General features: G+C 69.2%; 21 protein-coding genes. 7 read left to right on the forward strand and 14 right to left on the reverse strand.

The genetic code is table 11. The annotated features are described in order from the left end of the window. Positions 1 to 254 precede the first annotated feature (254 nt). The 3 genes from ACUN0C_RS16950 to ACUN0C_RS16960 all read left to right on the forward strand — a co-directional run bounded on the left by ACUN0C_RS16950 (position 255) and on the right by ACUN0C_RS16960 (position 3,306). Positions 255 to 1,574: a hypothetical protein gene (locus tag ACUN0C_RS16950; protein WP_445467583.1), complete on the forward strand. Its 1,320-nt coding sequence runs from the start codon at positions 255 to 257 to the stop codon at positions 1,572 to 1,574. A gap of 137 nt (positions 1,575 to 1,711) precedes the next feature. Next, positions 1,712 to 2,095 (forward strand): hypothetical protein, encoded by a 384-nt coding sequence (locus ACUN0C_RS16955; RefSeq protein ID WP_445467584.1) that lies wholly within the window; start codon positions 1,712 to 1,714, stop codon positions 2,093 to 2,095. A gap of 92 nt (positions 2,096 to 2,187) precedes the next feature. After that, positions 2,188 to 3,306: a diacylglycerol/lipid kinase family protein gene (locus tag ACUN0C_RS16960; RefSeq protein ID WP_445467585.1), complete on the forward strand. Its 1,119-nt coding sequence runs from the start codon at positions 2,188 to 2,190 to the stop codon at positions 3,304 to 3,306. On the opposite strand, the gene ACUN0C_RS16965 is transcribed toward ACUN0C_RS16960, so the two are convergent. Both ACUN0C_RS16965 and ACUN0C_RS16970 read right to left on the reverse strand, forming a co-directional pair. Next, the gene (locus ACUN0C_RS16965; protein ID WP_445467586.1) at positions 3,303 to 3,665 is read right to left on the reverse strand and encodes a PH domain-containing protein; all 363 of its coding nucleotides are present in this window, start codon (positions 3,663 to 3,665) and stop codon (positions 3,303 to 3,305) included. The genes ACUN0C_RS16960 and ACUN0C_RS16965 overlap by 4 nt on opposite strands. A gap of 98 nt (positions 3,666 to 3,763) precedes the next feature. After that, positions 3,764 to 4,438, reverse strand: coding sequence for a dienelactone hydrolase family protein (locus ACUN0C_RS16970; protein ID WP_445467587.1), 675 nt, complete (start codon positions 4,436 to 4,438; stop codon positions 3,764 to 3,766). A gap of 205 nt (positions 4,439 to 4,643) precedes the next feature. On the opposite strand from ACUN0C_RS16970, the gene ACUN0C_RS16975 reads away from it, so the two are divergent. From ACUN0C_RS16975 to ACUN0C_RS16990, 4 genes are all read left to right on the forward strand, one after another. Beyond that, positions 4,644 to 5,411 carry a tetratricopeptide repeat protein gene (locus tag ACUN0C_RS16975; RefSeq protein ID WP_445467588.1) on the forward strand — a complete coding sequence of 256 codons (768 nt, stop codon included), beginning with the start codon at positions 4,644 to 4,646 and terminating at the stop codon, positions 5,409 to 5,411. A gap of 17 nt (positions 5,412 to 5,428) precedes the next feature. Continuing rightward, entirely contained in the window at positions 5,429 to 6,751 is a 1,323-nt protein-coding gene (locus tag ACUN0C_RS16980) for an outer membrane protein assembly factor BamB family protein (protein ID WP_445467589.1), read from the forward strand. A gap of 15 nt (positions 6,752 to 6,766) precedes the next feature. Then, positions 6,767 to 8,134 carry a ribosome biogenesis GTPase Der gene (gene der, locus ACUN0C_RS16985; protein WP_445467590.1) on the forward strand — a complete coding sequence of 456 codons (1,368 nt, stop codon included), beginning with the start codon at positions 6,767 to 6,769 and terminating at the stop codon, positions 8,132 to 8,134. A gap of 242 nt (positions 8,135 to 8,376) precedes the next feature. Beyond that, complete coding sequence (locus ACUN0C_RS16990; protein WP_445467591.1) at positions 8,377 to 9,036, forward strand: TerC family protein; 660 nt, start codon at positions 8,377 to 8,379, stop codon at positions 9,034 to 9,036. A gap of 49 nt (positions 9,037 to 9,085) precedes the next feature. On the opposite strand, the gene ACUN0C_RS16995 is transcribed toward ACUN0C_RS16990, so the two are convergent. The 12 genes from ACUN0C_RS16995 to ACUN0C_RS17050 form a co-directional block, all read right to left on the reverse strand. Next, complete coding sequence (locus tag ACUN0C_RS16995; RefSeq protein WP_445467592.1) at positions 9,086 to 10,315, reverse strand: multidrug effflux MFS transporter; 1,230 nt, start codon at positions 10,313 to 10,315, stop codon at positions 9,086 to 9,088. A gap of 90 nt (positions 10,316 to 10,405) precedes the next feature. Beyond that, positions 10,406 to 11,149, reverse strand: coding sequence for an SDR family NAD(P)-dependent oxidoreductase (locus ACUN0C_RS17000; RefSeq protein WP_445467593.1), 744 nt, complete (start codon positions 11,147 to 11,149; stop codon positions 10,406 to 10,408). Further along, positions 11,149 to 12,609, reverse strand: coding sequence for an amidophosphoribosyltransferase (gene purF, locus ACUN0C_RS17005; protein ID WP_445467594.1), 1,461 nt, complete (start codon positions 12,607 to 12,609; stop codon positions 11,149 to 11,151). Before purF ends, ACUN0C_RS17000 begins: the two co-directional genes overlap by 1 nt. A gap of 10 nt (positions 12,610 to 12,619) precedes the next feature. Next, on the reverse strand, positions 12,620 to 13,243 hold the full coding sequence (locus ACUN0C_RS17010) for a CvpA family protein (RefSeq protein ID WP_445467595.1): 624 nt from the start codon (positions 13,241 to 13,243) through the stop codon (positions 12,620 to 12,622). Positions 13,244 to 13,284: 41 nt separating this feature from the next. Further along, on the reverse strand, positions 13,285 to 14,679 hold the full coding sequence (gene radA / locus ACUN0C_RS17015; protein ID WP_445467596.1) for a DNA repair protein RadA: 1,395 nt from the start codon (positions 14,677 to 14,679) through the stop codon (positions 13,285 to 13,287). Continuing rightward, entirely contained in the window at positions 14,679 to 15,824 is a 1,146-nt protein-coding gene (gene alr, locus ACUN0C_RS17020) for an alanine racemase (RefSeq protein ID WP_445467597.1), read from the reverse strand. Before alr ends, radA begins: the two co-directional genes overlap by 1 nt. 55 nt (positions 15,825 to 15,879) lie before the next feature. After that, positions 15,880 to 17,367, reverse strand: coding sequence for a replicative DNA helicase (locus ACUN0C_RS17025; RefSeq protein ID WP_445467602.1), 1,488 nt, complete (start codon positions 17,365 to 17,367; stop codon positions 15,880 to 15,882). A 145-nt stretch (positions 17,368 to 17,512) separates the two neighbouring features. Further along, a complete protein-coding gene (locus ACUN0C_RS17030; RefSeq protein ID WP_445467598.1) occupies positions 17,513 to 18,766 on the reverse strand; it encodes a class I SAM-dependent methyltransferase in 1,254 nt (417 codons plus the stop codon). A 157-nt stretch (positions 18,767 to 18,923) separates the two neighbouring features. After that, positions 18,924 to 19,490: a 50S ribosomal protein L9 gene (rplI, locus tag ACUN0C_RS17035; protein WP_445467599.1), complete on the reverse strand. Its 567-nt coding sequence runs from the start codon at positions 19,488 to 19,490 to the stop codon at positions 18,924 to 18,926. A gap of 81 nt (positions 19,491 to 19,571) precedes the next feature. Next, positions 19,572 to 19,820: a 30S ribosomal protein S18 gene (rpsR, locus tag ACUN0C_RS17040; protein WP_445467600.1), complete on the reverse strand. Its 249-nt coding sequence runs from the start codon at positions 19,818 to 19,820 to the stop codon at positions 19,572 to 19,574. A 5-nt stretch (positions 19,821 to 19,825) separates the two neighbouring features. Beyond that, the gene (rpsF, locus tag ACUN0C_RS17045) at positions 19,826 to 20,203 is read right to left on the reverse strand and encodes a 30S ribosomal protein S6 (protein ID WP_445467601.1); all 378 of its coding nucleotides are present in this window, start codon (positions 20,201 to 20,203) and stop codon (positions 19,826 to 19,828) included. Positions 20,204 to 20,432: 229 nt separating this feature from the next. After that, on the reverse strand, positions 20,433 to 20,577 hold a 145-nt coding region (locus ACUN0C_RS17050), incomplete at its 5' end, for a DUF3470 domain-containing protein (RefSeq protein WP_445467454.1).

Genomic DNA, 20,577 nt, shown 5'->3' on the forward strand with positions numbered 1-20,577 from the left:
TGCACTCCGAGAGGCCGGGACGATAGATCAGGTTCCTATTGAAATTCAATCCCTTGTCACGGATTTGTGGCACTACGTCGTGCAGCTCCGGACAGAATGATTCAATTAAATCAATTCTTTAAGCGATTCCGCTCGTTTCGGGCGAAAAGCCGGGCAATCCTGCCAGGTCCCGGTTAGGTCGGCATCACCTCGGATCCATTCGCGGATTCGTGGACAACGCACGTCGACGCTCGTTCGACGAACAAGGTGAGAAGATGGCAACGATGGCAGACAAGACGCTGACGGCGGTCCTGCCGGTCTTGGGGGGAGACAGCCTCCAGATCGAGACCGCCGACATCGCCGCACCTGCCAGTTGGGGCTGGTACTACGGCTGGGGACTCTCGCCGGCCTATGACAGTTGGTACATCGACTGGTCATATGGCTGGCATTGGGATCTTTCGCTCGAGTACGGCTACGGCTGGCACTCCGGCTGGACCTACGGATGGACGTGGGAACTCGACTACGGCTGGTCGTATGAGTACGGCTGGCACTACGGCTGGTCTTTCGGCTGGACCTGGGACCTGGAGTACGGCTGGTCGTACGAGTACGGCTGGCACTACGGCTGGACGTTCAGCTGGTCCTGGTCCCTGGACTACGGCTGGTCGTACGAGTACGGCTGGCACTATGGCTGGACGTTCGACTGGTCCTGGTCCCTGGACTACGGCTGGTCCTATGAATACGGCTGGCACTACGGCTGGACGTTCAGCTGGTCCTGGTCGCTGGACTACGGCTGGTCGTACGAGTACGGCTGGCATTACGGCTGGACGTTCGACTGGTCCTGGTCTCTCGATTACGGCTGGTCCTATGAATACGGCTGGCACGTCGGCTGGACATATGGCTGGACGTGGGACTGGAGCTACGGCTGGTCTTACGGTTACGGCTGGCACCAGGCCTGGGCCTACGATCCCGCGTACGGCTGGTACGCCGACTGGTACCTCGGCTGGGGCTACGACTACTGGTACAGCTGGTCTTACGAGCCGGGCTGGTCGTACGGCTGGTACGTCGGCTGGGGCATCGATTACTGGAACAGCTGGTCGCTTGATTACGGCTGGTCGTATGGCTGGTACGTCGGCTGGGGTTACGACTACTGGTACAGCTGGTCACTGGACTACGGCTGGTCGTACGGCTGGTATCTCGGCTGGGGCATCGACTACTGGTACAGCTGGTCGCTGGACTACGGCTGGTCGTACGGCTGGTACGTCGGCTGGGGCGTCGATTACTGGTACAGCTGGTCGCTGGACTACGGCTGGTCGTACGGCTGGTACGTCGGCTGGGGCGTCGATTACTGGTACAGCTGGTCGCTCGACTACGGCTGGTCGTACGGCTGGTACGTCGGCTGGGGCATCGACTACTGGTACAGCTGGTCGTACGCCTATGGCTGGCAGTACAGCCCCTATTACGGCTGGGGCTGGAGCTGGTCGTGGACCGCGGGCTGGGGCTTCTACCCGTCCTGGCTCTACAATCCCGACGGCGGCGAGAGCGGCTGGCACATGGTGCAGACCTATGGCTGGCACCCGGGCTGGGTGGTCGCCTGACCGGCGAACCGTCGCCAGCGAAAGAGACGAAGCGAGGGGGCCGCATCGCGGCCCCCTCGTCGTTCGGGATGGCTCGCGCCCGGCGGGAACTCTAATCCGTGCTGCGGAATTCTCATCGGATCAGGGAGGACGGTTTCATGGCCAGAGACATCGATCGCAGCGGCTCGCCGCTTTCGGCCGAATACGACGCCGGCGGCGACGACGATCTGCCGGGCATGGACCAGCCGGTCACCGCCGACGACATCGCCGCGATCCTCAGCTCGCCGGGCGAGTCGGTGGGCAGCAAGCGGAACCTGCTGCTGCGGATCCGCGACGACCTGACGACCCGCTCCGGCATGGACATGGAGCATGAGTTCGACAGCCTGATCGTGGTGATCGACGACGCACTGGCGTCGCTCGATATGTCAGCCGAGGGCTACGGCGGCGCGGAAGGGTACGGCATGGACCCCGACATGCGGGCCGCCAGCCCGGAAGAGGAGCTGGAGCGCGCGGAGGACGAGGCCGCGGAGGACCGGGACTAGCACCTGCGCGCATCCCGACCGGGCATCGTCCGCCGCTGGATTCGCGCCTCGCGCCGGTGCATGACCACGTTTCCGGCGAAGGCGCAGCTTCCATGAAGGTCACGATCGTCCTCAACAGCAATGCCGGCACGCTTCGCGGGCTCGACCCGCAGGAGACGGCGGATCGGATCGCCGCCATCTTCCGCGACGCCGGTCATCAGGCGGCGGCGGAAGTGCACGGCGGTAGCGCGGCGATCGCCGCGATCACGCGCGTCTGCGCCGCAAAGGGCTGCGACGCGATCATCGTCGGCGGGGGGGACGGCACGGTCTCGGCCGCAGCGTCAGCGGCCGCCCGCAGCGGCATGACGCTCGGCATCCTTCCGCTCGGCACCATGAACCTCTTCGCCCGCTCCCTCGGCATCCCGCTCGAGCTCGAGCCGGCGGCGGAGGCGCTGGCGCACGGCCGGGCGGTCGCCGTCGACATCGGCGAGGTGAACGGGCGGCTCTTCATCCACCATGTCACGCTCGGCCTTCACCCGCGCATGATCCGCGTGCGCGAGCGGCTCAAATACGGGTCCCGCATCGGGAAGATCCTCGCCAACGTCCAAGCGCTCTGGCTGGTGATCCGGCGCCCACCCTACTTCCGGGCCGAGATCGACGTGGACGGTGTCCGCCAGGTGCGCCGGACCGCAGCGCTCGTCGTCTCGAACAACCCGTTCGGGGAGGGCCATCTGCCCTATGCCGACGATTTGCGGCAGGGGCGGTTCGGCCTCTACGTGAGCACGTCCCGGCGGTGGACCGACCTTCTCCAGCTGACGGCGGCGGTCACGCTCGGGGCGATCAAGGAAAGCCCGCTGCTGGAGCGCATGACCGGCCGGGCGATCGACGTCGTGCTCGCCCGGCCCGACGTGCGCGCCTCCGTCGACGGGGAGATCGTGCGCCTCGCCTCGCCCCTGCGGATCCGGATGCACCAGCGCGGCCTCTCGGTGCTGGAGCCTCGCCCGGGCGAAGCGGAGTCGGGCGCCGGCGAGGGCAGGCTCGCCACGGGGAACCGCGCTCAGCCGACCGCGTTGGCCAAGGACACGCTGGAAGGGGATGCCATGACCCACGAAGAGCTCACCAAGACGGAAGCCCGGCAGGGCGAAGACCGCAAGATGAACAAGGTGGTCCTGTTCGTCGGCCTGCCGCTCGCCTTCATTATCCTCGCGATCCTCTACATGATGTGGGTCTAGAGGAGGTTGCGGAGGCGATCGGGGGAGGGGAGGCCGCGAACGACGATCTCGGGATGGTCCCCGGCCGAATAGATCGAGACGGTCGCCACCCCGAAGATCCTGTCGAGCAGGCTCTGGTCGAGCGTGACCGTCCGGATCGCCGTCCGCTTCATCTCGCGCCGTTCCTTCGACAGGAGCCCGGCCTCGTACTGGACCTCCTCGTCGGTGACGCGGAGCGCGATGGTGCGCACCCTGATCCACCAGACGAGGAGGATCACGATTCCGATCCCGACCGGGACGAGGAGGAGTGCCAGGAGGAACAGCAGCGGATTGCTCCGCACCATGCTGGGATGTTCGTGGTAGAGCACCGCCCCGGTCATTCGCCCGCTCCTCCCGCCGCCTCGGCGCAGTCCCGGCACCTTACCCCGAATCGCGGCGCGAGCCGCCCCCGATCTTTCCCCGGCGCGGCCGTTCGGCCCTAGCCGGCCAGCGTCCTGTCGAACCAGTCCAGCGTGCGGCGCCAGGCGAGTGCCGCGCTCTCCGCGTCGTAGCTCGCGCGCTCATCGCAGTTGAAGCCGTGGCCCGCCGGGTAGACGTGGATGGTGCAGTCCGGGCGTTTCTTCCGGATCGCCTCGACGTCCGCCATCGGGATCGAGCCGTCCTTCTCGCCGAAATGCATGAGGGTGGGGCAGGACGGCGCCTCGTCGGCGAAATCGGCGATGCGGCCGCCATAGAACGCGACGGCGGCGCTGAAGAGGTCGAGCCGGGTGGCCGCGAGATAGGCGATCGAGCCGCCGAGGCAGAAGCCGACGATCCCGATCGGCAGGCCGCGGTCCTTGACGAGTTCGGCTGCCGCCCTCGTGTCGCGCAGGAACGCGTCCCAGTCGAGCGATCCGAGGAACTTGCGCGCCGTCGCGACCTCGGCCTCGGAATAGCCGGATTCGAAGCCGGGCTGCTGGCGGTCGAAGATCGCCGGCGCGATGGCGAGGTAGCCTTCCGCCGCAAGCCGGTCGCAGACGCTGCGGATGTGGCTGTTCACCCCGAAGATCTCCTGGATGACCACGATCCCGGCCTTTGACATGCCCTCCGGCTGTGCGAGGTAGGCGCCGAGCCGGTGCCCGTCGCTCGCCTCGAGCGTGATCGTCTCTCCCATGTTGATCTCCCTGATTGATATGCCGTGTGGACCTCCCGCGCAGGCGCGCGGCTGGGGCGGAGGTATAGGCATGCGGAGCCGTCCTGTCTCGCCTCCGGGAGGGTCGGCGAGGGGGATTTCGCGTTGCCCGGCCGCGGCAAAGCCGATAGGGTCCGCGCCGCTCGCGCCGGCCCAGCCCCGGCCAGAAAGAGAAGCTCTCCGCAGCATGGCGCACGACGATCGAAGCTCTGACCAGTTCATCCGCGAAGTCGACGAGGAGCTGCGCCGCGACCAGCTGAGGGCGCTGTGGGAGCGCTTCGGCGCGCTGATCATCGCGGTCTGCGTCGCGATCGTGCTGATCACCGCCGGCTATCGCGGCTGGCTCTGGTGGCAGGCGCGCCAGGCGGCCGAATCCGGCGACCGCTACATCGCGGCGCTGCGCGCGGCGGAGGCCGGCAGTTCCGACGAGGCGGAGCGCATCTATTCCGAGATCGCCCAGCGCGGCGACGGCGGCTACGGCTTCCTCGCGCGCCTGGCGCTCGCCGGCGAGAAGGCGAAGGCGGGCGCCACCGAGGACGCGATCGCGGGCTTCGACGCCATCGCCGCCGACGGCCGCGTGCCGGCCGTGATGCGCGACCTCGCGCGGCTGCGCGGCGCGCTTCTCGCGCTCGGGGCCGGCGACCTCCAGGGTGCGGCGAGCCGGGCCGAGCCGCTCAACCAGAGCGGAAACCCGTGGCGGCACATGGCGCGCGAGGTCGTCGCCACCGTCGCCTACGAGGACGGCGATCTCGGCCGCGCACGCGAGCTCTTCGCCACCATCCAGCAGGACGCGGAAGCGCCGCAGGACGGCCAGACGCGCGCGACCATGATGGTCGCCCTGATCGATGGCCAGTCGTCCTCCGGCGGGACCGGGCCGGACGCCGGCGCAGCCGAACCGTCGGCGGACCCGGCGCCCGCCGACGGCGCGCCCGCCAACGCCACGCCGACCGACTAGCAATGCGGCAGGAAAGTATGACAGCGACCCACACGGCGCGCCGGAGCGGCGCGACAACGATCCTGATCCTCGCCGCCGGCCTGCTCGCCGGCTGCGGCTCGCTCGATTTCCTCGGCAGCAAGGAGACGCCGCTGCCGGGCGAGCGGCGCCCGGCGCTCGCCTCGCTCGGCGTGGAGGCGGCGGGAGGCCGCGCCCATCCCGGGCCGCAGACGGCCAGCGCCGACTGGTCGCAGCCCGGCGGCAACGCTGCCAATGCGCCCGGCAACGTCAGCCTCGCCTCGGGCGGCGCGAACGCCGCCTGGCGCGCCACGGCGACTGCTGCGCTCGCCAAGCGCAACGCCCGCAGCCCCGCGCCGCCGATCGTCCACGGCGGCCGCATCTACGTCTACGGCTCGGACGGCGCCGTCACGAGCCTCTCGGCCGGCGGCGGACGGGCATGGTCGGTGAGCCTCGCGCCGGAAGGCGATCGCGCCTCGCTGCCGGGCGGCGGCGTTGCGGCTGCGGGGAACGCGGTCTTCGCGGCGACGGGCTACGGCGAGCTCGTCGCGCTCGACGCCTCCACCGGCGGCCGAGTGTGGACCTACAAGCTCGACGCGCCGGCGCGCTCGGCCCCGACTGCGGCCGGCGGCAAGGTCTACGTCGTCAGCGCGACGAGCACCGTCCATGCCGTGAACGCGGCCGACGGGACGCTCGCCTGGACGCAATCGGGCATCCGCGAGACGGCGGGCGTGCTGTCCGCCGCGAGCCCGGCGGTTTCGGGCAACACGGTCGTCGTCCCGCTGCCCTCCGGCGAGATCATCGCACTCGACACCGCCACCGGCCAGCCGAAATGGGGCGACACGGTGGTGCGCGCAACGCGCTCGATGGCCGTCGCCGGCCTCACGGACCTCGCCGCGAGCCCGGTCATCCATGACGGCGTGGTGTACGCCACCGGCGTCGCCGGCCGCACGATCGCGATCCGGCTGGCGAACGGCGAGCGGCTCTGGGAGCAGAACGTCGGAAGCGCGACAACGCCCGCCGTCGCGGGCGACGCCGTGTTCCTCGTGGACCTCGCCGACAACATGGTCGCGCTCGACCGGCGCACCGGCCGCGTCGCCTGGCGGACGGCGCTGCCGGCCGTGCGGGAGAAGCGCTTCTTCTCCGTCTGGGTCGGGCCGACGCTCGCCGGCGGCGCGCTGTGGGCCGTTTCCAACGACGGCAAGCTCGTCTCGGTCGACCCGACGAACGGCACGATCGTCGGCACGCGGCCGCTGTCGAGCCCGTCCTTCGTCCGCCCGGTCGCCGCGTCCGGGCAGCTGCTGGTCCTCGGCTCGGACGGCCAGCTGTCCGCGTTCCAATAGGAGATCGACCGGCCGATGCGGCTCGCAGTCGCCATTGTCGGCCGGCCGAACGTCGGCAAGTCGACCCTCTTCAACCGGCTCGTCGGGCAGCGCATCGCGCTCGTCGACGACCGCCCGGGCGTCACGCGCGACCGCCGCGAGGGCGAGGCGACGTTCGGCGAATTCGCGATGCGCGTCATCGACACGGCGGGGCTGGAGGAGGCGGGCGAGGAGAGCCTCGCCGGCCGCATGCGCCGGCAGACCGAGGCTGCGATCGCCGACGCCGACGTGGTCCTCTTCATGATCGACGCGCGGGCCGGCGTGACGCCGGCCGACGAGCATTTCGCCGCCGCTGTGCGGACGTCCGGAAAGCCGGTGGTCCTGATCGCCAACAAGGCCGAGGGCAGGGCGGCCGATTCCGGCCTGCTGGAGGCCTATTCCCTCGGCTTCGGGGAGGCCATCCCGGTTTCGGCCGAGCACGGCATCGGCATACCCGACCTCTACGACGCCATCAGGGAACATGCCCCGCCGGAGGAAGAAGCGGCTGCGGAGGGCGAGGACGCGGACGAGGGCCGGACCGGACCGCTGAAGATCGCCGTCGTGGGCCAGCCCAACGCCGGCAAGTCGACGCTCATCAACCGGATGATCGGCGAGGAGCGCCTCCTGACCGGGCCGGAGGCCGGGATCACGCGCGATTCGATCGCGGTGCCCTGGACCTGGCGCGGCCGGGCGTTCGAGCTCGTCGATACGGCCGGCATGCGGCGCAAGGCGAAGGTCGTCGAGAAGCTCGAGAAGCTGTCCGTGGGCGACGCGCTCCGCGCGGTGCGCTTCGCCGAGGTCGTCGTGCTCGTGATGGATGCGAGCGAGCCGCTCGAGAAGCAGGATCTCCAGATCGCCGACCTCGTCGCGCGCGAGGGGAGGGCGCTCGTTCTCGTCCTCAACAAGTGGGACATGGTGGAAGACCGGCAGGCACGGCTCGACGAGATCCGGGCGGACCTGGCGGAAACGCTCGCCCAGGTCAGGGGCGTACCGCTCGTGCCGATCTCCGGGCTAACCGGGTTCGGCCTCGACCGCCTGATGGAGACGGTCCTCGCGATCCACGCGGTCTGGAACAAGCGCATTGCCACCGCCCAGCTCAATCGCTGGCTCGAGGCCACGACGGCGCGGCACCCGCCGCCGGCCGTGTCGGGGCGCCGCATCAAGCTCAAGTACCTGTCGCAGACGAAGACCCGGCCGCCGACCTTCTACCTGTCCTGCTCGCGGCCGGAATCGCTGCCCGATTCCTACCGCCGCTACCTGACGAACGCGCTCCGCGACGATTTCGGCCTGGACGGCGTGCCGATCCGGCTGATGCTGAGGGCCGAGCGAAACCCCTATGAGGGCAAGAAGCGGCAGACCCGCTGACGTGGGCGCGCCGCTTGATGAGAGCAGCAGCAGCCGCTATGAGGTCGCCACCAGGCCGGGCCCCTCTGGCAGCCTCAAGGCTGCGATGTCGGACTGGATGAGCGGAGCGGCTCCTTTGCCCCCTCGTCGAACCCAAGGGATGGCCCCGGCAGCGTAGCGCAACGCGCATTGCGCCATCCCTTCCTTGGTGTTGCAGGCGGGCCATGCGGCCGTTCCTCGTTGCTGAGGAATGAGGGTTCTGAATGTCTGAAATCTTTTCGGCCGACGTGATGACGGCCTTCCTCCAGGTCATCATGATCGACCTGGTGCTGGCCGGCGACAATGCGATCGTGATCGGCCTGGCCGCCGCGGGGCTGCCGCGCGAGCAGCGCAACAAGGCGATCCTGCTCGGCATCGCCGCGGCGACCGTGCTGCGCATCCTGTTCGCGCTCACTACCACGCAGCTGCTCGCCTTCGGCCCGGCCCTGCTGGTGGCCGGCGGGCTGCTGCTCCTCTGGGTGTGCTGGAAGATGTGGCGCGAGCTTCGCCACGACCCGGTCGAGGAGCTTGCGGGCGAGGAGGCCCTCGTCGACGAAGACCTCAATTCCGACGGCACCGTCAGCGGCGGCGTGCCGAAGAAGACGTTCGCGCAGGCGGCGTGGCAGATCGTCATCGCCGATGTCTCCATGTCGCTCGACAACGTCCTCGCCGTGGCCGGCGCCGCGATGGAACATCCCTGGGTGCTGGTCTTCGGCCTCGTTCTCTCGATCGCCCTGATGGGCCTCGCGGCGACCTTCGTCGCGCGCATCCTGCAGCGCTATCGCTGGATCGCCTATATCGGCCTTGCCGTGATCCTCTACGTGGCGCTCGAGCTGCTCTACAAGGGTGCCGTCGGCCTGTGGCCGGAGTTCGCCATCTTCTGACGCCGCGGCGCACGGACCCGCCGCCCCTGCGGCGGGCCGCCGGCGCCGGTCAGGCCGCGTCGGGCTGGCGCGGCCTGAACAGCCGGCCGTGCTCCGTCCACAACACGACAAGCACGCCGAGAATGCTCAGCCCCAGGAACCCGGCAGCGAGCGGCAGGACCGTACCGTCGAAGGCCTGGCCGACGAGAAGGCCGAAGCCGGCGCCGAGGAGCGTCATGTAGAAGCCCATAAAGGAGGACGCGGTGCCGGCGATCGCGCCGAGCGGCTCCATCGCCATCGCGTTGAAATTGGGCAGGGTCAGGCTGAACAGGAAGAGGTTCGCCGACAGGACGAGCCCGAACAGGACAAGGGGCGGCTTGCCGGCATAGGAGAGGGCGAGCGCCACCTGCAGCGCCGAGGCGACCGCGAACCCGCAGATGCCCGTATGCGACATGCGCCGGGTGCCGACGCGGCGCACCAGCCTCGAATTGAGGAAGGAGCCGACCCCCATGACGGCCGCCACCAGGCCGAAGGCCAGTGGGAAATAGGGTCCGAGGCCGTAGACGTCGGTCGCGAAGATCTGCTGCGCCGAGCCGATATAGCCCATCAGGCAGCCGAACATCAGGCCCATCGCCGTCGAGTAGCCGATCGAGACGCGGGTGGTGGCGCTCAGCCGGATGCCAGCGAGGATCCGGCTCATCGAGAACGGGAACCGGTACTCGGGGCGGAGCGTCTCCGGCATGCGGAGCGCGTACCAGCCGAGAATGGCGAGCGCGAAGACGAGCATGCTGGCGAAGATGAGGTGCCAGCTCCCGATCGCGAGGAAGCCGCTGCCGACCGCCGGGGCGAACACCGGGACGATGATGAAGATCATCATCGTGAAGGACATGACGCGCGCCATCTCGCGGCCCTCGTAGCAGTCGCGCACCACGGTCACCGACACGATGCGGCCGCCGGCTGCCCCCATGCCCTGGATCACGCGGGCGGCAAGGAGGAATTCGAAACTGGGGGCGAACACGGCCAGCAGGCAGCCGAGAGCAAAGATGGCGTAGCCGAGGAGCAGCGTCGGCCGCCGCCCGACGACGTCGGCGAGCGGCCCGTAGACGAGCTGCATCACGCCGAAGCCGATCATGTAGGAATAGACGATGAACTGCAGGCGGTTCTCGTCCGCGACGCCGAAATCCTCGCCGATCGGGCCGAAAGCCGGGAGCACGTTGTCGATGCCGAGCGCGGTGACGGCCATCATCAGCGCGACGAGCGTCACGAACTCCGCGAAGGGCGGCACTGACACGGGCTTCATCAGGGTTCCTTCGCGGTCGGTGGGCGGAGCCTGCACGGCATCCGTCGCTGGTCCGTCGAACTCCGGCCCGCGCCCGCGAATGGCGGCAGGTCAGATCGTGTCGGCGAGATCGAGAAAGGCGCCGCTGGCGAAGTCGAAACGTGAGAAGAAGCGATCGTATCCCGGCGCGGCGATCCGCACGAGCTCGGGTGCGATCTCGGACGGGTGGGGCAGGGTGGCCGGATCCTCGCCCGGCATCGCCTTGGCGCGCATTGCGGTCCGCATCGGGCCCGGGTTGACCAGCGCGACCCGGATCGCCGTCTTGCGGCTTTCGGCGGCATAGGTGCGCGCGAGCGCCTCGAGCGCCGCCTTGGAGACCGAATAGGGCCCCCAGAACGGCCGGCAGTTCTGCGCCGCGCCGGAGGTCAGGAAGATAGCGCGGGCGGCGTCGGATCGGCGCAGGAGCGGGTCGAACGAGCGGATGAGGCGCCAGTTGGCGGTCACGTTCACGGCCATGACCTCGTCCCAGACCTTGGGCGAGACGTGCCCGAGCGGCGAGAGCTGCCCGAGCACGCCGGCATTGGCGAGCAGGACGTCGAGCCTGCCCCAGCGCTCGAAGATCGCGGCGCCGAGGCGGTCGATGCCGGCATGGTCGGTGAGGTCGAGCGGCACGAGGGTCGCCGCGCCGCCGGCGGCCTTGATCTCGTCGTCGAGCTCCTCGAGCCCGCCCACGGTCCTGGCGACCGCGAGCACGTGCGCGCCGGCCGCGGCGAAGGCCTTGGCCGCGAAATAGCCGATCCCGCGCGAGGCGCCGGTGACGACGGCGACCCGGTCCCGAAGCACCTGCTCCGCCATCAGGCCGACTCGGCGAGGATGTTGAGGTGGCGCACCTCGCCGCGGTTCTCGTGGTCCGTCAGGCGCGCCGGGTACTCGCCGGTGAAGCAGGCGTCGCAATATTGCGGGGCGAGCGCGTTCCGCCCCTCCTCGCCGACCGCGCGGTAGAGGCCGTCGAGGGAGAGGAAGGCGAGGCTGTCGACGCGGATGAACTCGGCCATGTCGGCGATCGACATGCGGGAGGCGAGCAGCTTCGACTTCTCCGGCGTGTCGACGCCGTAGAAGCAGGGATTGGTGGTCGGCGGGCTCGCGATCCGCATGTGCACCTCGGCCGCGCCGGCATCCCGCACCATCTGCACGATCTTCACGGAGGTCGTGCCGCGTACGATCGAATCGTCGACGAGAACGACGCGTTTGCCTTTCAGGATCGCGCTGTTGGCGTTGTGCTTGAGCTTCACGCCCATGTGGCGGATCGAGTCGGTCGGCTCGATGAAGGTCCGGCCGATATAGTGGTTGCGGATGATGCCGAGCTCGAAGGGGATGCCGCTCGCCTCCGCGAAGCCGATCGCGGCCGGCGTCCCGGAATCCGGCACCGGCACGATGACGTCGGCGTCGGCCGGCGATTCGCGGGCGAGCTCGGCGCCGATGCGCTTGCGCACCTCGTAGACGCTGGTGCCTTCCACGAGCGAATCGGGACGCGCGAAATAGACGTGCTCGAAGATGCAGAAGCGCGACGGCTTGGGCTGGAACGGCTTCATCGATTCGATGCCGTGGTCGGTGATGACCACCATCTCGCCGGGCTCGATCTCGCGCACGAGGCGGGCCCCGATGATGTCGAGGGCGCAGCTCTCCGAGGCGAGCACCATGGAGCCGTCGAGGTCGCCGAGGACGAGCGGCCGGACGCCGAGCGGGTCGCGGCAGCCGATCATCTTCTTCTCGGTGAGGGCGACCAGCGAGAAGGCGCCTTCGACCTGCGCGAGCGCTTCGACGAGCTTGTCGACGAGCTGGCTGCGCTGGCTGGTGGCGATCAGATGGAGGATCGTCTCCGTGTCGGAGGTCGACTGGAAGATCGAGCCGCGCCGCTGCAGCATGCGCTGGAGCGTGCGGGCGTTGGTGATGTTGCCGTTGTGGGCGACGGCGAAGCCGCCGCCGGCGAACTCCGCGAAGAGGGGCTGGACGTTGCGGAGCACAGGCGCACCGGTCGTGGAATAGCGGTTGTGGCCGATGGCGCGGTTGCCCTTCAGCCGCTCGATGACGGCGGGCTTGGTGAAATTGTCGCCGACGAGGCCGATGTGCCGCTCGCTCCAGAACTGGCGCCCGTCGAAGGAGACGATGCCGGCCGCCTCCTGGCCGCGGTGCTGCAAGGCGTGCAGGCCGAGCGCGGTGAGCGCTGCCGCCTGCGCATGGCCGTAGATGCCGAAGACCCCGCACTCCTCGTGCAGCTTGTCGTCATCGAACGGTGTGGCGGGCCAGTCGTGCATGGCGAGCTCCCTACTGGCCCTGGCCCGAGCGAAGCTGCCGGTCGAGCGCGTTCTGGTCGTCCTCCGCGATGCCGGGCTCGGCGCCGGGCTCCTCGGCGGTGCGGGGCACCTCGGTCGGCTCCTCGCCGCGCAGGCGCTCCATGATCTCCGCTTCCGGGTCCTCGGGCAGGGCGGCGAGCAGGTCGTTGCCGATCGAATCGAGCCACGGCTTGGTGCGGGCGTCGGAGATCCAGGGCGGCTGCTTGTCCGGCGCGATGAAGAAGTTGAGGAAGAGGACAGCGATCACGACCAGGACGAGGCCGCGGCCGGCGCCGAAGATGAAGCCCAGGGTGCGGTCGAGCGGGCCGGCCTTGGAATCGAGGATGAAGTCGGAAATGCGCATCGTGATCAGCGAGACGACGAGCAGCGTGACGAAGAAGATGGCGACGACGGTGACGCCGAGCGCGAGGTTCTTGTCGTCGATGTACTGCTGCACGTAGGGCAGCAGGTCCTCCCAGAGGAAATAGGTGGCGGCCGCGGCGGCGACCCAGGAGGCGATCGAGAAGACCTCCCGCGTGAAGCCGCGGATCATGGCCAAGGCCGCCGAAACCAGCATGATCGCGACCAGGATGCCGTCGAGGACCGTGAAGGGCATTCAGGAAGTCTCCAGCAAGCCGCCGACCGCTGCAGCGAGCCTCAGCGGTCCGACGCGGCGGATGACCGCGCGCGGGCCTGGCCCGCCGCGATCGCAGCGACGATGTCGGCGAGGGTGGTAACGGGATGGAGTGCCAGTGTCGAGCATTCCACGTCACCTCCGCCCGCGGGCAGGATCGCCCGGTTGAACCCCAGCTTCTCGGCCTCCTTGAGGCGCAGGCCGGTTTGAGCCACCGGCCTGACCGAGCCGGACAGGCTGACCTCGCCGAAATAGACCGTCTCGCGCGGCGCCGGCACCCCGGCGCGGGAGGAGACGAGCGCGGCGGCGACGGCGAGGTCGGCGGCAGGCTCGGAAAGCCGCAACCCGCCGGCGACGTTCAGATAGACATCGTGACTGCCGAATTGAAGCCCGCATCGCGCTTCAAGAACGGCGAGGATCATGGCGAGCCGGCTCGGGTCCCAGCCGACGACGGCGCGGCGCGGCGTGCCGAGCGCGGTCTCGCCGACGAGCGCCTGGACCTCGACGAGGAGCGGGCGCGTGCCTTCGATGCCGGCGAAGACGGCGGTGCCGGGGCTGCCGGAATCGCGCTCGCCGATGAAGAGCATGGACGGATTGGCGACCTCGCTGAGGCCGCTGCCGGTCATCTCGAAGACGCCGATCTCGGAGGCCGGCCCGAACCGGTTCTTGACCGCGCGAAGGATGCGGAACTGGTGGCCCTGGTCGCCTTCGAAATAGAGCACGGCGTCGACCATGTGCTCGACGACGCGCGGGCCGGCGATCTGGCCGTCCTTGGTGACGTGGCCGACGAGCACGACGCAGGCGCCGGACTTCTTGGCGTAGCGGATCATGGCCTGCGCGGAGGTCCGGACCTGCGTCACAGTGCCCGGCGCGCTCTCCACCAGCTCGGTCCAGAGCGTCTGCACCGAATCGGCCACCACGAAATCGACCTGCGGCCCGGATTCCAGGGTCGCCACGATGTCCTCGACGCGGGTCTCGGCGGCGAGCTCCACGGGGGCGTCGCGCAGGCCGAGCCGTTCGGCGCGCAGCCGCACCTGGTCGATCGCCTCCTCGCCCGAGACGTAGACGACGCGCTTGCCCTGGCGCGCGAGCGCTGCCGCCGTCTGGATGAGGAGCGTCGACTTGCCGATGCCGGGGTCGCCGCCGACGAGGAGGACGGAGCCCGGCACGAAGCCGCCGCCCGTCACGCGGTCGAGCTCGCCGATGCCGGAGACGGTGCGGGGCACCTGCGCCGACGTGCCGGCAAGCGAAACGAGGGGCACCGGACGCCCGCGCCCGGTCCTCAGCGCCACCGGCGCGGCGCTCGGCGCCTCCTCCTGCAAAGTGTTCCACTCGCCGCAGGCATCGCATCGCCCCTGCCAGCGGGGCGAAACCGCGCCGCAGGCGGCGCAGACATATTGCGCGCGCGGCCGCGCCATCAGCTCGTCCCTCCGTCGGCATGGCGCCGGGCCGCCCGCCGGCTGAGGCCGGTCAGGAGCTCGTAGGCGATCGTGCCGGCGTCCGCGGCGACGTCGTCGATCGGCATGCAGGGCCCGAAGAGCTCGGCCCAGCCGCCCGGCTCCACGTTCGATTCGGGGAGGTCGGTCACATCGACTGCGATGAGATCCATGGAGACCCGCCCGAGGATCGGCAAGCGCTTGCCGCCGACGAAGACCTGCGCCGCCGGCCGCTCGCCCTTGCCGGCGCTGCGCGGATAGCCGTCGGCATAGCCGGCGGAGAGGATCGCGATGCGGCTGTCGCGGGCGAGACGTTCCGCCGCGCCGTAGCCGACGGTCTCGCCGGCGGATGCGTTTCGCACCTGGAGGATGCGCGCCTCCGCGGTCGCCACCGGTTCGCTCAAAGCATCGGGGTGGCTCGCGCCGCCATAGAGCGCGATGCCGGGCCGCACGAGGTCGAAACGGTACGCCGTGCCGAGATGGATGCCGGCGGAGTTGGCGAGCGAGCGATGGGCGGCCGGGTGCGGGAGAGGCAGCGCCGAGAAGCGCGCGAGCTGGACCGCGTTCAGCTCGTGGCCGGGCTCGTCCGCACAGGCGAGGTGGCTCATCACGAGCGCGATCCCGGCGCGCTCGGCAAGACCGGGCGGCAGGGCGGCGGCTTCGTCCGGCCGCAGCCCGAGCCGGTTCATCCCGGTATCGACATGGAGGGCGGCAGGCGCGCCGCCGGCCGCGCTCGCCCAGGACTCGATCTCGCCCCGATGGCCGAGAACCGGCCGCAGCGCCGCGGCCCGGTAGAGCGCCGCCGCCTCGGGGAAGAAGCCGTTGAGGACGTAGATGGCTGCATCCGGTGCAAGCGCGCGCGCCTTCGCACCCTCCTCCGGAAGAGCCACGAAGAACGTCCTGCAGCCGGCCTCGCGCAGGGCGGGCACGGCAGCGGCAAGGCCGATGCCGTAGGCGTCCGCCTTCACCACGGCGGCGCACTCCGCTGCGGCCGCCAGTCCGGCGAGACGCCGCCAGTTCCGGACGAGGGCGCTGAGGTCGATCGTCAGGCGCAATCCGGCTGCGGCAGGAAACGCGTCCTCGGCGTCCCGCCCGGTCGGCTCCTGCTCTGAAGTCGCATTCACCATCCGCCGCGGCCATCGACCTCCTGCGCTTCGGCGGCTTCGGATGCGCCGGCCGCCGTCATTCGTAGCGCGCCGGCATCCGGTCCTCCTGCGCGAGCGAGGAGAAGCGGGTGACGTCGGCGTCGAACTGCAGGACGACCGTGCCGGTCGGCCCGTGACGCTGCTTGCCGACGATCACCTCGGCGCGGCCGCCGAGCTGCTCCATCTCCGCCTGCCAGGCGAAGAACTCCTCGGTGCCTTCCTTCGGCTTCCGGTTCTTCACATAGTACTCCTCGCGGAAGACGAACATCACGACGTCGGCGTCCTGCTCGATGGAGCCCGATTCGCGGAGGTCCGAGAGCTGCGGCCGCTTGTCCTCGCGCGATTCGACCTGACGCGAGAGCTGCGAGAGCGCCATGACCGGGACGTTCAGCTCCTTGGCGAGCGCCTTCAGGTTGGTGGTGATCTCGGTGATCTCCTGCACGCGGTTCTCCGACGCGCGCCGGCTGGAGCCCTGGACCAGCTGAAGGTAGTCCACGACCAGGAAGTCCAGGCCGCGCTGGCGCTTCAGCCGCCTGGCGCGGGCGGCGAGCTGGCCGATGGAGATGCCGCCCGTCTGGTCGATGTAGAGCGGGATCCGGGCCATCTCCTGCGCCACCTCGACGATGCGGTCGAACTGGTCCTCGTGGATGGCGCCGCGGCGGATTTCGGAGGAGGGCACGCCGGCCTGCTCGGCGAGGATGCGGGTGGCGAGCTGCTCCGACGACATTTCCAGCGAGTAGAAGCCGACGATGCCGCCGTCGACCGTCTTGATCGAGCCGTCGGGCTGCTGCTCGCCGCGCCAGGCGCGCGCGATGTTGTAGGCGATGTTGGTGGCGAGCGAGGTCTTGCCCATGCCGGGCCGGCCGGCGAGCACGATGAGGTCGGAGGATTGCAGCCCGCCCATAAGGCGGTCGAGATCCTCCAGCCCGGTCGCGACCCCCGAGAGATGGCCGGCGCGCTTGAAGGCGGCGCCGGCCATGTCGATCGCCGCCTTCAGCGCCTCGGTGAAGCTCTGGAAGCCGCCATTGTAACGGCCCGTCTCGGCGAGTTCGAAGAGCCGGCGCTCGGCGTCCTCGATCTGCTCGCGCGGCGGCATGTCCACGGGCGCGTCATAGGCGACGTTGACCATCTCCTCGCCGATCGAGACCAGCGCCCGCCGGATCGCCAGGTCGTAGATGGCGCGGCCGTAATCCTCGGCATTGATGATCGTCGTAGCCTCGTAGGCGAGCCGCCCGAGATACTCGGCGACGGTGATGTCGCCGACCGATTCCCGCTCCTTGAGGAACGACTTGATCGTGCGCGGATCGGCTACCTTGCCCATCCGGATGAGCTGCGACGCCTTCTCGTAGATCTGCCGGTGCAGCGGATCGTAGAAATGGACCGGCTCGAGGAAATCCGAGACGCGGTAGAACGCCTCGTTGTTGATGAGGATCGCGCCGAGCAGCGCCTGCTCCACCTCGATGTTGTGCGGGCTCTGCCTGGGGAGCGGCTCGACGGGAACGAGGGCGTGGGCGGCAAGGGTCATCGGAACCATGTCAATGCGATCGGAACGGCAGGTGCCCGGTTGATATCGTCCGCGCCGTCATCGGCCCAGCGAAACATCGGCCCCGGGCGCGGTCTCGCCCGCTATTCAACCATCGACCCGTTTCGTTCGAAGGAGGCTTGATTCGTCACTCGCCGGCAAGGCGGAGCGATTCGCCGCGATCCCGCACGTCCTCGAGCGCGCGCTCCGCGAGGCCGATGTAGTCGCGCGTGAGGGGGACGGCGTCCTGCCGGTGCGCCATCTGGATCTGGAAGACCATCATGTCGCCGCTGCGGAACGCCATCTCGGAGCCGGCGAGGTAGAATTCCCACATGCGGCAGAAGCGCTCGTCGTAGATCGCGGCCGCCTCGTCCCAGTGGGCCATGAAGCGTTCGCGCCAGGCCTTCAGCGTCTCGGCGTAATGGAGCCGCAGGATCTCGATGTCGGTCACGATCAGGCGCGAACGCTCGATGGCCGGCAGGACTTCGGACAGCGCCGGCGTGTAGCCGCCCGGGAAGATGTACTTGACGACCCAGGGATTGGTGGCGCCAGGGCCTTCCGTGCGCCCGATGGCGTGGAGGAGCATCACCCCGTCGGGCTTCAGCAGACGCGCGCAGGTCGCGAAGAACTCCGGGTAATGGCCGACCCCGACATGCTCGAACATGCCGACGGACACGATCCGGTCGAAGGTGCGGTCGAGCCGCCGGTAGTCCCGGAGCTCGAAGGAGACGCGACCGGAGAGGCCGGCCTCGACCGCGCGCTCGCGGGAGACCCGGTGCTGCTCGGAGGACAGCGTGACGCCGGTGACGCGCGCGCCGGTCATCTCGGCGATGGAGAGGCCGAGCCCGCCCCATCCCGAGCCGATGTCGAGGACGTCCATGTCCGGGCCAAGGAGCAGCTTCGCCGCGATGTGCCGCTTCTTGGCCCATTGCGCCTCGTCGAGCCCGGTCTCCGGCGTTTCGAAATAGGCGCAGGAATACTGCATGTCGCGATCGAGGAAGAGGCGATAGAGCCGCTCGTCGAGATCGTAGTGATGGGCGACGTTGCGGCGGGCGCGAAAGAGGTCGTTGTGCTGGACCGCGCGCCGCTTCAGGTAACGCAGCCTGGCGACGAACTCCATCCAGGGCGAAGGCCGCCGCCCCTGCCAGTTGTCGTTGACGAGCAGGAGGAAATCGATGGCGCGGCCGGGAGCGAAATCGAGCTCGCCGGCCATGTAGGCCTCGCCGATGCCGAGCTCCGGGTTCCGGAGAACGGCCCATTCGGCGGCGCGGGCATGGAAGTTGAGGTTTGCCGTGCGCCCGTCGCCATCCCCGATGACGGTCCGGCTGCCGTCGGCCCATTTGACGTTCAGGGATCCCCTTCGAATGGCACTCCGGAGGAGTGTTCGAAGCAACGGGTTCATCCGCACTCTCCGGTCGGCGTGAGCGGCTTCCGACGCGTCGGTCACGGAAAGCTATGCGCCATGTCCCCGGTCTGCAAGCCGTCGAACGAAACCGGCCGCGCGAACGAAAAAGGGCGCCCGCAAGGGCGCCCTCGATGTTCGATCCGCGTCCGGCGGGTCAGGCCGCTTCGCCCTCGCCTTCGGCCTCGGGAGCCTCCTCGAACTCGTCCTCGATCTCCGGCTCCTCGAAGGCCTGGCGGCGGGTGAGGTCCTCGCCGCGCGCCTGGCGGGCAGCCTCGTCGGCGCTGCGGGCGACGTTGATCGTGACCGGCACCTCGACCTCGGGGTGGAGGGAAATCAGCAGCTCGTGCAGCCCGATCGTCTTGATCGGACGGTCGAGCCGAACCTGCTGGCGCTCGATGCTGAAGCCGCTCCCGCTCGCCAGCTCGGCGATGTCGCGGGTCGCCACCGAGCCGTAGAGCTGGCCGGTCTCGCCCGCCTGCCGGATCACGGTGAAGGTCTGGCCGGAAAGCTTCTCGGCGACGGCCTCGGCCTCCTTCTTCGCTTCGAGGTTGCGGGCCTCGAGCTGGACCTTCTCGCGCTCGAAGCGCTTGCGGTTCTGCTCGGTGGCGCGCAGCGCCTTGTTCTGCGGCAGCAGAAAGTTCCGCGCGAAGCCGTCGCGCACGCGCACCACGTCGCCCATTTGCCCGAGCCGGGCGATGCGCTCCAAAAGAATCACTTCCATTTCGTTCTCCTTGCTGTCCCGCCGCAGCGGTTAGGGGCGGCGCCTCGCCGCCCCAGCCTCAGCCGCGCATGCCGCGGCCGGTCACTTGATCACGTAGGGGAGCAGGCCCAGGAAGCGGGCACGCTTGATCGCCTTGGCGAGCTCGCGCTGCTTCTTGGCGGAAACCGCCGTGATGCGCGAAGGGACGATCTTGCCCCGTTCGGAGATGTAGCGCTCCAGGAGCTTGACGTCCTTGTAGTCGATCTTCGGCGCGCCTTCGCCGGAGAACGGGCAGGTCTTGCGGCGACGATGGAACGGACGCCGCGTCGGAAGCTGTGCGATATCGACCATCGATCCTACTCCTCGTCGTCCCGGCGCCGTTCGCGGTCGCGGCGGCGGCGCTCGTCCCGCTCCTTCTTCTGCATCTGGGCCGAGGGCTCGTCCTCGTGCTCCTCGACGCGGATCGTCAGGAAGCGGATCACGTCCTCGTTGATCCCCATCTGGCGCTCCATCTCGGCGACCGCCTCGTGCGGCGCCTCGATGTTCATCAGCGTGTAGTGCGCCTTCCTGTTCTTGGCGATACGGAAGGAGAGGCTCTTCAGGCCCCAATATTCGGTCTTGCCGATCGATCCGCCGGCCGCCTCGATGACGCCCCGGTACTGCTCGACCAGCTCGTCGACGCGCTGCCCCGACACGTCCTGACGTGCCAGGAACACATGCTCGTACAATGCCATTACGATGTTGCCTTTCCTGTTCTGCCGGCCTGGCGCGGAGCCTCGTCGAAGCCTTGGGCGGGCAGAACCCGCGGGAAAGGCCGTGACGTCTTCGAGAGCGGAGACACGGGAAACCGGACCCCTTGCGGGTCCCGCGGGGCAAGCCCCGCCTTCCGTTCAGCCCCCGGCCGAAGCCGAGCGTGGCGCTCTTATAGGGATGATCCGGGCGAATACAAGGCGAAAGGCCAGGTCAGTCGCCCTGGCCGGGCTCCGGGGTGAAGTACTTGTCGAACTTGCCGGCCTCGCCGTCATGGGCCTTGGCGTCCTCGGGCGGCTCGCGCTTCACGGTGATGTTCGGCCACTTGTCGGCATAATCGGCGTTGAGCGCGAGCCAT

Source organism: Faunimonas sp. B44 (assembly GCF_052655945.1).